Annotated in this window: 14 protein-coding genes; 7 read left to right on the top strand and 7 right to left on the bottom strand. The window is 70.0% G+C overall.

The features are described 5' to 3' along the window. Positions 1-17: 17 nt before the first annotated feature. Positions 18-458 (top strand): type II 3-dehydroquinate dehydratase, encoded by a 441-nt coding sequence (aroQ, locus tag BST17_RS09310; protein ID WP_083057333.1) that lies wholly within the window; start codon positions 18-20, stop codon positions 456-458. After that, complete coding sequence (locus BST17_RS09305) at positions 455-832, top strand: hypothetical protein (protein WP_083057331.1); 378 nt, start codon at positions 455-457, stop codon at positions 830-832. Before aroQ ends, BST17_RS09305 begins: the two co-directional genes overlap by 4 nt. A gap of 71 nt (positions 833-903) precedes the next feature. On the opposite strand, the gene BST17_RS09300 is transcribed toward BST17_RS09305, so the two are convergent. The 3 genes from BST17_RS09300 to BST17_RS09290 form a co-directional block, all read right to left on the bottom strand. Further along, positions 904-1,386 carry a GNAT family N-acetyltransferase gene (locus tag BST17_RS09300; protein ID WP_083057330.1) on the bottom strand — a complete coding sequence of 161 codons (483 nt, stop codon included), beginning with the start codon at positions 1,384-1,386 and terminating at the stop codon, positions 904-906. 61 nt (positions 1,387-1,447) lie between these two features. After that, positions 1,448-2,545: an isochorismate synthase gene (locus tag BST17_RS09295; RefSeq protein WP_083057328.1), complete on the bottom strand. Its 1,098-nt coding sequence runs from the start codon at positions 2,543-2,545 to the stop codon at positions 1,448-1,450. Beyond that, entirely contained in the window at positions 2,527-3,141 is a 615-nt protein-coding gene (locus BST17_RS09290) for an acid phosphatase (protein WP_083057327.1), read from the bottom strand. The genes BST17_RS09295 and BST17_RS09290 overlap by 19 nt, the downstream gene beginning before the upstream one ends. 59 nt (positions 3,142-3,200) lie before the next feature. On the opposite strand from BST17_RS09290, the gene BST17_RS09285 reads away from it, so the two are divergent. Next, a complete protein-coding gene (locus BST17_RS09285) occupies positions 3,201-3,995 on the top strand; it encodes a ParA family protein (RefSeq protein ID WP_083057325.1) in 795 nt (264 codons plus the stop codon). Here the strand turns inward: BST17_RS09285 and BST17_RS09280 are convergent. Together BST17_RS09280 and BST17_RS09275 are read right to left on the bottom strand one after the other, a co-directional pair. After that, entirely contained in the window at positions 3,992-5,209 is a 1,218-nt protein-coding gene (locus BST17_RS09280) for an Rv3212 family protein (RefSeq protein ID WP_083057323.1), read from the bottom strand. The genes BST17_RS09285 and BST17_RS09280 overlap by 4 nt on opposite strands. Next, the gene (locus BST17_RS09275) at positions 5,206-6,714 is read right to left on the bottom strand and encodes a DEAD/DEAH box helicase (protein WP_083057322.1); all 1,509 of its coding nucleotides are present in this window, start codon (positions 6,712-6,714) and stop codon (positions 5,206-5,208) included. Before BST17_RS09275 ends, BST17_RS09280 begins: the two co-directional genes overlap by 4 nt. Positions 6,715-7,016: 302 nt before the next feature. Between BST17_RS09275 and BST17_RS09270 the strand changes: the two genes are divergently transcribed. Continuing rightward, positions 7,017-8,249 carry an FAD-dependent monooxygenase gene (locus BST17_RS09270; protein WP_264002196.1) on the top strand — a complete coding sequence of 411 codons (1,233 nt, stop codon included), beginning with the start codon at positions 7,017-7,019 and terminating at the stop codon, positions 8,247-8,249. Between the two features lie 9 nt (positions 8,250-8,258). Then, positions 8,259-8,948 carry a ferritin-like fold-containing protein gene (locus BST17_RS09265; RefSeq protein ID WP_083057318.1) on the top strand — a complete coding sequence of 230 codons (690 nt, stop codon included), beginning with the start codon at positions 8,259-8,261 and terminating at the stop codon, positions 8,946-8,948. 3 nt (positions 8,949-8,951) lie between these two features. Here the strand turns inward: BST17_RS09265 and BST17_RS09260 are convergent, their stop codons facing one another. After that, the gene (locus tag BST17_RS09260) at positions 8,952-9,788 is read right to left on the bottom strand and encodes a hypothetical protein (RefSeq protein WP_083057317.1); all 837 of its coding nucleotides are present in this window, start codon (positions 9,786-9,788) and stop codon (positions 8,952-8,954) included. A gap of 223 nt (positions 9,789-10,011) precedes the next feature. Here BST17_RS09260 and BST17_RS09255 point away from each other — a divergent pair, with 223 nt between their 5' ends. Further along, positions 10,012-10,260: a DUF3107 domain-containing protein gene (locus tag BST17_RS09255; RefSeq protein WP_083057315.1), complete on the top strand. Its 249-nt coding sequence runs from the start codon at positions 10,012-10,014 to the stop codon at positions 10,258-10,260. 5 nt (positions 10,261-10,265) lie between these two features. On the opposite strand, the gene BST17_RS09250 is transcribed toward BST17_RS09255, so the two are convergent. Then, positions 10,266-10,922 (bottom strand): HTH-type transcriptional activator FasR, encoded by a 657-nt coding sequence (locus BST17_RS09250; RefSeq protein ID WP_083057314.1) that lies wholly within the window; start codon positions 10,920-10,922, stop codon positions 10,266-10,268. 330 nt (positions 10,923-11,252) lie between these two features. On the opposite strand from BST17_RS09250, the gene BST17_RS09245 reads away from it, so the two are divergent. Next, the gene (locus tag BST17_RS09245; RefSeq protein ID WP_407937740.1) at positions 11,253-12,311 is read left to right on the top strand and encodes a DUF3152 domain-containing protein; all 1,059 of its coding nucleotides are present in this window, start codon (positions 11,253-11,255) and stop codon (positions 12,309-12,311) included. The last annotated feature ends 99 nt before the right edge of the window (positions 12,312-12,410 follow it).

Here is a 12,410-nt window from a genome sequence, read left to right as displayed (position 1 = left end):
GCAGGTACCGTACTGACGTGACCGCACGCCAACTGCTGCTCGTGAACGGGCCCAACCTGAACCTGCTGGGCACCCGTCAGCCGGAGATCTACGGCTCCACCACGCTCGCGCAGATCGAGCAGCAGGTGGCCCAGGCGGCCGCCGAGCATGGCTTCGAGGTCCGTGCGGTGCAGAGCAATCACGAGGGCGCGCTGATCGACGCCATCCATGCCGCCCGCACCGACTGCGCAGCGATCATCATCAATCCGGGCGCCTACAGCCACACCTCGGTGGCGATCGCCGACGCGCTGACCGCCGTCGAACTGCCGGTCGTGGAGGTGCATCTGAGCAACGTGCACCGCCGGGAGGCCTTCCGGCACCACTCCTATGTCTCGGCGGTGGCCGAGGTGGTGATCGCCGGTGCCGGCCCGCGCGGTTATCTGTTCGCGGTGGCGCACCTGGCGGGCCGGTTGTCGTGACGCAGCCGCCGATCATCCGCTATGTGGGCTATCTGGTGGCGGCTGAGGGCGTCGCGGCGCTCATCATGGCCGTGGTGCTGCTGGTGCGCGCGTTCGGTGGCGCCGACCAGCAGATCGTCAACGGCTACGGCACCGCGGTGTGGTTCATCCTGATCGGCGCCGGCGTGCTGACCGGTGGATGGGCGCTGATCACCGGCCGGCGCTGGGGCCGCGGTATCGCGGTGCCCACCAACCTGCTGTTGCTGCCGATCGCCTGGTACGTGATCACCAGCCACCATGCGGTGTACGGGATCCTGGTCGGGTTGCTGGCGCTCTCGGCGCTGGGGATGTTGTTCAGCCCGTCCTCGGTGCAGTGGATGGCGGGCCGGGACTAGGCCACGGCGGCGGGCCGCCGATCAGGCCACGGCGGCGGGCCGCCGATCAGGCCATGGCGGCGGGCCGCCGATCAGGCCTCGCCGGCCAGCGCCGCGAGCTCCGGGCCGGACACCCGGTAGGTCGTCCACTCGGTCTGCGGTGTGCCGCCGACGGCGTCATACAGCGCGATGGCGTTGACGTTCCAGTTCAGCACCGCCCAGCTCAGCCGGGTGTAGCCGTGCGCGCGGCACTCCGCGGCCAGCGTGGCGAGCAACTTGCGGGCCAGTCCGCGGCGCCGGAACGCCGGACGTACGAACAGGTCCTCCAGATAGATGCCGGACACACCGTCCCAGGTCGAGAAGTTCAGGAACCACACCGCGGTCGCCGCGGCCTGTCCGTCGACCTCGACGATATGCGCGTACGCCGTCGCATGCTCCCCGAAAAGCGCTGCCTGCAGCGAGGATTCGGTGACCACACATTCGTCGGCGGCATTCTCGAACTCGGCCAACTCGCGGATCATCGCGACGATCTCGGCCTCGTCGCCGGGTCGTGCCCGCCGGATCACTTCGCTCATGCGACTGCCTCGCAGGCTCGGGGTTCGCATGCCATGGTGATGATTCGCTCGCAATTCTCGCTCACGGTGTGACTCCCAGTCCTGTCAGGATCGTCCGGAACTTCGTCGTGGTCTCGTCGACCTCGTCATCGGGATCGGATTCCGCGACGATCCCGCCGCCCGCGTGCGCCAGCGCCGTGCGGCCGCCGTCGGTCAGCACCGCGCACCGGATGGACACCACCCACCGGCCGTCGCCGGCGGCATCGCACCAGCCGACCGCGCCGGCATAGAAACCGCGGTCGCCCTCCAGTTCGGTGATCAGCTCGGCAGCCAGGTCCGTGGGCACCCCGCCGACCGCCGGGGTCGGGTGCAGCGCCAGCGCCAGGTCCAGCGCGGTCGTCCCGGCCGAGCGCAGCCGGCCCCGAATCGGGGTGCTCAGATGCCACAGCGCGTCGGTGCCGTGCAGTTCCGGTTCGGCGGCGATCTCCAGATCGACGCACAGCGGTTCCAGCGCCGCCCGCATCATGTCCACCACCAGCGCGTGCTCGTGCCGGTTCTTCGCCGAGGCGGCCAGTGCCGCCGCGCTGGCCGCGTCGGCCTCGGCGTCGGTCGAGCGCGGAGCCGAACCGGCGAACGGCTGGCAGACGACGACGTCGCCGCTGCGGGCGACCAGCAGTTCCGGGCTGGCGCCCATCAGCACCCCGTCGGTGCCGGCCGGGGACAGGTCGGCCAGGTACACGGTGGCGCCGGGGTCGGCGGCGGCCAGCGTGCCCAGCACCGAGCGGGCATCCCACGTGGTGTCGGCGGTCAGCCGCAGGGCGCGCGCCAGCACCACCTTCTGCAGCGGCGACCCGGGGGTGCGCAGCCGGCGCACCGCCTCGGCGACCCGGGCCCGGTGCTCGGGACCCGGCGGCAGCGTCTCGCGGGAGCGCACCGTCGGTGCGGTGCGCTGTGGCCACGCGGGCAGCGCATCGAGCCGGTGCACGCCGGCCGGCGCGTGCAGGGCGGCGGGAGAGCGCAGGTCAAAAGGCAACGCGCCCACGATGATCGGTGCGCTGCCGGAGCGCAGCGCGTACTGGGCGGCCGCCACCTCGCAGTACCCGGTGTCGATACCGTCGGCCAGCACCGTGCCCACCGGTCCGGACAGCACGAACGATGGCGTCACGCCGGTGGCAGGCACGGGTTGATGTGCCCGGTCAGCCCGAGCGCGCTGATCTGACGGACACCCTTCTCGAATCCGCACACCGCGATCGACGCGGCCGCCATCGAGAACCGCACGCCCTCCGACACCGGCAACTCCACCCACCGGCTCAGCAGCGACCGGGAGAAGTGCCCATGCCCGACGAACACCACATCGCGGGTTTCCATGTGCTCCAATGCCACCGCGATGGCGCGGTCGGCGCGCTCGCTGACCTGGGCGGCCGACTCGCCGCCGGGACAATCGTGGGTCCACACCGTCCAGCCCGGCACGGACTCGCGGATCTGCGGCGTGGTCAGTCCCTCGTAATCGCCGTAGTCCCACTCGGCCAGGTCGGGGGACACCTCGGTGACGGTCAGGCCGGCCAACTCGGCGGTCTCCAGGGCCCGGCGGCGCGGGCTGCTGATCACCACCGGATCGGCCAACTGCAGATCGGCGAGCGCCTCGGCGGCCAACCTGGCCTGATCACGGCCGATGTCCAGGAGTTCCAGGTCGGTGCGCCCGGTGTGTCGACCGCTGCGCGACCACTCGGTTTCCCCGTGCCTCAGCAGTAACAACCGATGCTGGTCGACGCTCACCGACGCGATTCTGCCGCACGCAACCCTCATCTGTTGCATCCGCGTGCTTGGATGGAGGCGTGACGCGGGTATTGGCGGTCGCCAATCAAAAGGGTGGGGTTGCCAAGACGACGACGGTGGCCTCGCTGGGTGCGGCCCTGACGGAGAAGGGTCGCCGGGTACTGCTGGTCGACCTCGACCCGCAGGGTTCCCTGACGTTCTCCCTGGGCCACGACCCGGATGCGCTGCCGGTGTCGGTGCACGAGGTGCTGCTCGGCGAGGTGGAGCCCAGTGCGGCCCTGGTGCAGACCCCGGAGGGCATGACGCTGCTGCCCGCCAACATCGACCTGGCCGGCGCGGAGGCCATGCTGCTCATGCGGGCCGGCCGTGAGTATGCGCTCAAGCGGGCCCTGGACAAGGTCTCCGCGGACTATGACGTCGTGGTGATCGACTGTCCGCCGTCGCTGGGTGTGCTCACCCTCAACGGGCTGACCGCAGCCGACGAGGCGATCGTGCCGCTGCAGTGCGAGACGCTGGCCCACCGTGGGGTCGGGCAGTTCCTGCGCACCGTCAACGACGTGCAGCAGATCACGAACCCGGACCTGACGCTGCTCGGTGCGCTGCCCACGCTGTACGACTCGCGCACCACGCACAGCCGCGACGTGCTCTTCGACGTCGCCGACCGCTACGAGCTGCCGGTGCTGGCGCCACCGATCCCGCGCACGGTCCGCTTCGCCGAGGCCAGCGCCTCCGGGTCGTCGGTGCTGGCGGGCCGGAAGAACAAGGGCGCCAATGCCTATCGTGAGCTGGCCGAGAACCTGCTGAAGCACTGGAAGTCCGGCAAGAAGCTGGCCACCTTCACCCCCGAGGTCTAGGACGAACCCAGCGCCACGACGGTGTCGCCGCGCTGCTCGACGATCGTCGACCCGGCCACCGCGGGCACCACGGCCGTGTCGGCGGGCTCGCGGCCGAGATCGATATGGCGCACCCCGGTCCCGTTCTCGATGTTGAAGACGTCGTATCCGTCGGTGACGGGCACCAGTAGCTGTCCGGCCAGCACCGTGGCCGGGCCGACGGGCGCCCCGCCGGCGGCGGGGGTGACGGTGAACTTGTAGCGCAGCCCCTCGGACTCGAACACCAGCAGCGAATCGCCGGTCCACCAGGTGACCAGATCACCGGCCCGCGAGGCCGCCGCGTACGGCGACGGGGCGGTGTCCAGGGGGATGGCGGCCGTCACGGTGCCGGTGTCGTCGACGATGTTGACCACCGGCTTCGGCGTCGGCAGGTACACCGCGGTGGTGGTGTCGGACACCGCGATCACCCGGGCGTCGGCGTCGACCGAAACCCCGGGTTGCTGTTCGTATTTGACCTCGGGGACGTCCTCCTCGTCGGAGACCCGCAGCAGCGTCAGCCGCATCTCGGTCTGCTGCGGGCAGGACTCCATGATCGACACCGCCGCCGAACTGGCTTGTGCCGACACCAGCCGGCACAGCGGGGACACCGGCACATCGGGTTTCACCCGTGCGTCCAGGGCGCCCCAGCTCAGCATCCGGACCATGTCGGATCGCCACAACTCCAGTCGGCTGTCCCCGTAGGACAGCACCGCGCTGCCGTCGGTGGACAGCTTCACCTCCGGGTCGGCGTAGGCGGTACGGGCGGGCCCGCGTTTGCCCGTGCTCGCGTCGATGGTGCTGACCTGCCCGCACCCGCGCGAATCCGGGTAGACCGCAACGGCGTACTGGTAGGCCGAGGTGACCCCGCACAGCGGCAGGTCACGGGCGTAGCTCCACAACTGCTCCCCGCTGCCCGGAGCACGTCCGGTCACGGTGCTGCCCTCGGCGGTCACCACCGCCCCCGACACCACCAGCGGCTGCGTGGTTCTCGGGCTCGGCGCGGTCCACAGTTGCGCCAACCGGTCCGGTATCCGCGTGGCCGGGGCCAGGGTGGGTACCGGTTCGGCGGCCGGTCGGCTGATGGTGGCCCGCGCGTCGCTGGTCCACCAGATCAGCGCGGCAACCACGGCCACTGCCGCGGCGATCGCCGCGGCCGCCATCAGATCACCGCGGGTGCGGCGCTCCGGCTTGATCACTCAGCCGCGGCAGGGGCGCTGGTCTTGCGCGGACGACGCCGGCGGCGGCGCTTGGCCGGTGCGGTCTCGGCGCTCTCGGAATCGTTCGCGGATTCGTTCTCGGGAGCCGTTGCGGCGTCGCTCTTTTCAGGATGGCCGGTGGACGGCTCACCGCCACGGGTGCGACGACGGCTGCGGGTGCGGGCCGGACGCTCGCTGCGCTCCGTGCGCTCGACGCGCTCGCCCTCGGGGCGGGTCCTCGGCTTGCGTGGCGCCGCGATCGAGCCGGTCGCCTCGGCCGGGATGTTCAGCTCGCTGTACAGATGCGGTGAGCTGGAATAGGTTTCGGCCGGCTCGGGGGTGTCCAGCCCCAGCGCCTTGTCGATCATCGACCAGCGGGGCAGCTCGTCCCAGTCCACCAGCGTGACCGCGATACCGGTCTTACCTGCGCGGCCGGTGCGCCCGATGCGGTGCACGTAGGACTGCTCGTCCTCGGGGATCTGATAGTTGATCACGTGGGTGATGTCGTCGATGTCGATACCGCGGGCGGCGACGTCGGTGGCGACCAGCACGTCGACGTCACCGGTGCGGAATGCCTTGAGCGCCTTCTCCCGGGCGATCTGGCCGAGGTCACCGTGCACTGCGCCGACCTTGAACCCGCGCTCGGCGAGTTCGTCGGCGACCTTCTGCGCGGTGCGCTTGGTGCGGGTGAAGATCATCGTCGCGCCGCGGCCCTCGGCCTGCAGGATGCGGCTGACCATCTCCACCTTGTCCAGCGCGTGCGCCCGGTAGACGAACTGCTCGGTGGTGTCGTGGGTCTGTGAGGACTGTGCCGACTCGGCCCGGATGTGGGTCGGCTGGTTCATGAACGTGCGTGCCAGCGTGATGATCGGGCCCGGCATGGTCGCCGAGAACAGCATCGACTGCCGGTCGTCGGGGGTCAGCCGCAGGATCCGCTCGATATCGGGCAGGAAGCCCAGGTCCAGCATCTCGTCGGCCTCGTCGAGCACCAGCACCGAGAGGCTGCCCAGCTGCAGGTGTCCCTGCTGGGCCAGGTCGAGCAGCCGGCCCGGGGTGCCGACCACCACGTCGACACCCTTCTGCAGGGCCTCGATCTGTGGCTCGTACGGTCGGCCGCCGTAGATCGACGTGACCGTGAACTTGCGGTCCTCGCGGCCCTCCACGTCGTCGGCGCGCAGGTACTTGGCGGCCAGCTCCAGGTCGTTGTACACCTGCAGGCAGAGCTCGCGGGTGGGCACCACGACCAGGGCGCGCGGCGTGCCGTTGAGGGGGCGGGAGCCGTCGCTGGCGATCCGGTGCAGCAGGGGTACGCCGAAGGCCAGCGTCTTTCCCATCCCGGTGCGGGCCTGGCCGATCAGGTCGTCGCCGGCCAACGCGAGCGGCAGGGTCAGTTCCTGGATCGCGAAAGCGTGTTCCTTGCCGGTCTCGGCCAGCGCGCGGACGATCTCGTCGCGCACGCCCAGCTCGGCGAAGGAGGTCTTGGGGGTATCGGTGGGTGCAGTCATGTTCGTGGTCCGGCGGTTCTGGCCGCCGTCAGCCTTTCGCTTGTCAATCCTCGTCGCGTCCACGCGCGCACGACGATGACGAGTAAAAGGCGGATATCCCCAGGTGGCGGGCGATACCGCTCCGTCGGGCCCAGCGTCTGTCAGCGGGCCGAACCACGTGCACGCACATTTCTTGCGGTGACGATCGGTGACCGGGAATCCCCGGTGAAATCACCACCGGTTACCCATGGTAGCCGGTCACGGCCCTGGTCTGGGCATCGATCAGGTTTCGTGGTGTCGCGCGGTGGGCATCTTGGCAGGTCGTGAGCCCCCATGCCGTGATCTCGGGAGCCGGCATCGCCGGGCCCGCGCTGGCCCATCAACTCAATGCGCGCGGTTGGCGCACGACCGTCATCGAGCGTTTCCCGCGGCGCCGGGAGGAGGGGCAGAACGTCGACATCCGCCGCGCCGCCCGCGAGGTGGTCCGCAGGATGGGCATCGACGCCGAGGTCCGCGCCGCCGGGACCGGCGAGATCGGCACCCGGTTCGTGACGGCGCAGGGCCGCCCCGCCGCATCGTTCCCGGTCGGCGAGCCGGGCGGCACCGACGGCCCGACCGCCGATCTGGAGATCCTGCGCGGGGAGCTGTCCCGCATCCTGGTCGAGCACACCGCCGAGACGGAATATCGCTTCGACAGCCAGATCGCCGATGTCACCGATGACGGCGAGCGGGTGCGAACGACCTTGGAGGACGGCACCGAGCTGGAATCCGATGTCTTGGTCATCGCCGAGGGACTGCATTCGCGCTCGCGCCGATTCGTCACCGAGGTCGCCGTCTCCGATCTCGGCATGTACTTCGCCTACGTGACCATCCCGCGCCGTGAGGACGACGACCGGTGGTGGAACTGGCAGCACGCCACCAAGCGGCGGTCGGTGCATCTGCGGCCCGACAACCTCGGCACCACTCGCGCCATCCTGACCTTCATGTCCGACCTGCGCGGTTTCGAGGACCTGGACCGCGCCGGCCAGCTGACCATCCTGCGGCGCACCTTCGCCGATGTCGGCGGTGCCGCGGCGCGCATCCTCGCCGAGATCGATGCCGGCGCACCGATGTACTTCTCGGCGGTGGGCCAGGTGCAGGCACCGATATGGAGCCGGGGCCGGGTCACCTTGCTGGGCGACACCGCGTTCTGCAACGCCACCTTCGGGGGCGCGGGCACCAGCCTGGCGCTCATCGGCGGCTACGTGCTGGCCGGTGAACTGGCCGGTACACCGGATATCCCCGGTGCGCTGGCGGCCTATCGGCGCGCCATGCAGCCCTTCATCGCCACCGCGCCGGAGGTCCGCGAACCGGTGCTGCGGCTGGCCAATCCGAGTTCCGCGCTGGGCATCCGGGCCCTGCACGCCCTGGCTGCCCTGTCGGCCGGGCCGGTGGGCCGGGCGGTGGGCGCGGTCGTGGGGGACCGGGTCAGCGGTATCGCCGGCGGTGCCGATCCGCTGCCGGACTACCCGGCGGCGGTGAACTCTCCTGGCGTCGGCGGGGCCGCCCGCGATTAAGGTTGGGCCATGACCTCGACGCCGCCCGATGCCGCCGCAGCCAGCATTTCTCGCGTGCCGACGGACCATCCGGGCATCACCGAGTTGTTCGCTCTGCTCGCCTACGGCGAGGTGGCGGCGTTCTATCGGCTGACCGAGGAGGCGCGGATGGCGCCGAACCTGGCCGGCCGGATCAACATGGCCAGCATGGCCGCCGCCGAGATGCGGCACTACGAACTGCTGCACGAGGCCTTGTCGGCCCGCGGTGTGGACACCGTGCCCGCGATGACGAAGTACGCCCCGGCCCTGGAGAACTACCACCGGCTGACCACCCCGAGTACGTGGCTGGAAGCCCTGGTCAAGACCTACATCGGGGATGCGCTGGCCGCCGACTTCTACCTGCAGATCTCCGATGCCCTGCCGCCGGAGGCCGCCGATGTGGTGCGCTCGGTGCTTTCCGAGACCGGTCACTCGCAGTTCGTGGTGGCCGAGGTCCGCGCCGCGGTCACGGCCAGCGACCGGCAGCGCCACCGGTTGGCGCTGTGGTCGCGGCGCCTGCTCGGTGAGGCCATCACCCAGGCCCAGTTCGTGCTCGCCGACCGCGACGAACTCGTCGATCTGGTGATCAGCAGCAGCGAGGGGCTGGGCCAACTCTCGGAGTTCTTCGACAAGCTCCAGCAGACCCATTCCAGCCGGATGCAGGAGCTGGGCCTGGCCTGAGGGCTACCGCGTGCAGGTCGCGATCATCGAATCGTTGGCCTGCACCGCGAGTGCGGCGCCGTTGCCGTCCAGGATGGCGCAGTTGAGCTGGCCGGCCACACTGGTCGCGGTCACCGAGGACAGCGTCACGCCGGGATTGAGCGTCACCGACTTCACCCACGGCAGCGCGACGTTCACGTCGGTCTGCAGCGCGCCCTGGGCATCGGTGTAGATGATGGTCACCAGGTCGATCAGCTGCCGGTTGCCGGTCACCTGATAGGTCACGGTGCGCGCGGCGGCGGCCGGGTCGACGGCGGCCGGCGGGGCCGGCGGGGCGACCGGAGCGGGTGCGGCCACGGTGGGCGCGGGCTCCGGGGCGATGGTGGCCGACGGGGTGGGGGTCACGGTGGTGACCCGCTCCGGTGCCATGTCGGCGCCGGGCAGGTCGGCGGCCGGCGCGGGTGGTGCCGCGGGGGTGGTCGTGACGGCGTCGTCGGTGGGTGCGGCCGATGTGGTGGCCGCGGTCACGGTGCCGGAGTCGCCGCCGCCGAGGATCACACCGGTGCAGACCACCGCGATCATCAGGATGGCCCCGGCGACGCCGGCCACCCAGATCCACCGGCGGTCCAGGGTCTCGTGATAGTCGGCCGGGTATTCGTAGTCGGCGGCGTAGTCGGCATCGGTGTCGTAGGCCGGGTCGTGATCGTCGTAGCGGCGCTGGCGATCGGTGGGGAGGTCCGAGCCGAACCGTGACCCGTAATCGGTCGCGTAGTCACTGCCGTAGTCGGTGCCGTAGGTGGCGTCGTAGTCCGACCGGAAGCCGTCACGGGTGGTCGAATATGGTGAATATTGCCTGCTCATCACGTAATTCCCAGATCGTTTCGGTGCTTACCGAGCCGATGTTAGTGGTGCAAAAGTTACAGATGATGTTGGCGCGCTCTCGGTCCGATAACGGTCCGGCCTCGGTCTGATCGCCGCGGATTCGCTGACGGCGCAACGATCACGGGCCGCCTCGGTGCCACCCCCGCGGCGGTGTCCACTAGCCTGAACGCACGCATCGCCAACAACCGAAGGGGTCGCCAGCGTGGACATCAAGATCGGGGTCGCCGACAGCCCGCGAGAGCTGATCATCAGCAGCGCGCAGACGCCCGAAGAGGCGGAGAAGGCGATCGTCGACGCGTTGTCGGACACCTCGTCCGTGCTGTCGCTGACCGATGAGAAGGGCCGCCGCTACCTGGTGCAGGCCGCCAAGATCACCTATGTCGAGATCGGCCCCACCGACGGACGCAAGGTCGGCTTCGGCACCGTCGGCGCCGAGGCCCTCAAGAGCTGAGAACGTCAGGAACGGGTGAGCGGCACGTGTGACAGTCCGCCCCAGGCGAACTGCACCGTGCCCTCGACCGCCGCGTCCTTCGAGATGGGGCGGTCGTTGTCCAGCCAGTAGCGCGCGCAGTCGACGCTGGTGGACACCAGGCCCACGGCGATCATCCGGGCGCGGTGGGCCTCCAGGCCGGAGTCCCGGCTGATGAGGTCGAACACCGCGTCGGTACACGATTCGGTGGCGACCTTCACCTGCGCGGCGACCTGCGGCTCGGTGACGTAGTCGTTTTCGAAGATCAGCCGGTAACCCTGGCTGTCGTGCTCGACGAACTCGAAGAACGCCTGCACCGCGGCGCGCAGTCGCTGCCGGTTGTCGGTGGTGGTCCGCAGGGCCTGCCGCACACCGGAGACCAGGTTGTCCACGTGCCGCTGCAGAACGGCCAGATACAGCTCAAGCTTCGACGAGAAGTGCTGGTACAGAACCGGTTTGCTGACACCGGCCCGGTCGGCGATCTCGTCCATGCCGGCCGCGTGATAGCCGCGGTCGACGAAGACCTCACTGGCGGCGATGAGCAATTGGCCGCGGCGCTCGTCGCGGGGCAGCCGGTTGCCGCGCCGATTGCCGGGGCCCGCCTTGGCGCCCCGCGCTCCGGCGGCGTTGGCGAGATCGCTCATGACGTCCTCAATTTCAATCTGTACTGCCTGTGCTGCGTGGGTCGTGCCGGCGTTTTCGTGACAGGCTTCACGCGCTGATCGCCACGACATTACTACCGCACGTAGGTCGAGGCGTTGCCGTGGTGCTCGTGTCGGTGGCGCGCCGGGACGGGATGATGCCCCCGGTTGTGCCATTCTGGTGCGGTGACCTATGACCCGGGGCGCCGCGGGGGCAACCGTGGCTCGAGCGGGCTGGGGGCACCGCCCGGCGGGGGAGAACGAAACGACGTCGGGAATCTGCGCACCGGCGCACCGCGCGGGGACCGCACCCAGCGTCGCCGGCCCACCCATGTGAACCAGGGCCAGCCGCGCCGCGAGCCCCCCGAGAACGCCGCGCAGCGCACCGACCCCGGCAATGTGCCCGCCCCGCGCGACCAGTGGCGTGAACCGCTGCGCGCCCAGCGTGACCCGCTCGCCGAGGATCTCGGCCGCGCCCGGTCCAACCGCGACGAACACGCCCAGTTCCGTAAGCAGAGCTGGCTGGGCCGGTTCATCTCGACCTACGGCTGGCGGGCCTATGCGCTACCGATCCTGGCGATCGTGACGGTCGTGGTGATCTATCAGACGATCACCGGCCCGCCGGCGCCCAGCCCGGTCAACGCCGAGGGCCCGGTGCAGGCGCCCGTCGAATCGCCGAGCACCGAGATCGTCGGCGCACCGCCCAAGGGCCTGACCGAATACGACGCGAACCTGCCCACCGGCATCCTGCCCGGCGGCGGCCCGTTCACCGAGGCCGGCGCCAAGACCTGGCATATCGTGCCGGGCACCACACCCAAGGTGGGCCAGGGCGCCGAACGCACCTTCACCTACACCGTCGAGGTGGAGGACGGACTGGACACCGCCACGTTCGGCGGCGACGAGGGGTTCGCCCGGATGGTCAGCGAGACCCTGGCCAACCCGAAGAGCTGGACACACAACCCGCAGTTCGCCTTCCTGCGCGTCGACAACGACAGCGAGGGCCCGCCGGACTTCCGAGTGTCGCTGACCTCACCGCTGACCATCCGCGAGGGGTGCGGGTACGACATCCCGCTCGAGGCGTCCTGCTACAACCCGGCCTATCTGGGTGATCAGGCCCGGGTGTTCATCAACGAAGCCCGCTGGGTGCGCGGCGCGACATCGTTCCAGGGCGATATCGGCTCTTACCGCCAGTACGTGATCAACCACGAGGTCGGCCACGCCATCGGCTACCGCCAGCACGAGCCGTGCCCGGAGAACGGGGCGCTGGCGCCGATCATGATGCAGCAGACCTTCTCGACCGCCAACAACGACGGCGCCCGATTCGACGCGGGGTCCGTCCCGGCGAACGGGTTGACCTGCCGGTTCAACCCCTGGCCGTATCCGATCGCCTGACCCGGCCCGCCCCGGGAACGGATCACCCGGTTTTGCTGTTGGATACCTGTGCCTGGTCTGATTGAGATCGGGAATTCGTTCGTCGATTCGAGGAGTGCA

Source organism: Mycolicibacterium bacteremicum (assembly GCF_002086115.1).
In the GTDB taxonomy this organism is placed as follows: domain Bacteria; phylum Actinomycetota; class Actinomycetes; order Mycobacteriales; family Mycobacteriaceae; genus Mycobacterium; species Mycobacterium bacteremicum.
The sequence above is the reverse complement of the archived record's forward strand: the minus strand, read 5'-3'. Positions and strand labels throughout refer to the sequence as shown.

Coding starts and splice junctions, on each gene's coding strand:
- BST17_RS09300 (WP_083057330.1), bottom strand. CDS start 1,386: ATGAGCGAAGTGATCCGGCGGGCACGACCCGGCGACGAGGCCGAGATC.
- BST17_RS09275 (WP_083057322.1), bottom strand. CDS start 6,714: ATGACTGCACCCACCGATACCCCCAAGACCTCCTTCGCCGAGCTGGGC.
- BST17_RS09265 (WP_083057318.1), top strand. CDS start 8,259: ATGACCTCGACGCCGCCCGATGCCGCCGCAGCCAGCATTTCTCGCGTG.
- BST17_RS09260 (WP_083057317.1), bottom strand. CDS start 9,788: ATGAGCAGGCAATATTCACCATATTCGACCACCCGTGACGGCTTCCGG.
- BST17_RS09250 (WP_083057314.1), bottom strand. CDS start 10,922: ATGAGCGATCTCGCCAACGCCGCCGGAGCGCGGGGCGCCAAGGCGGGC.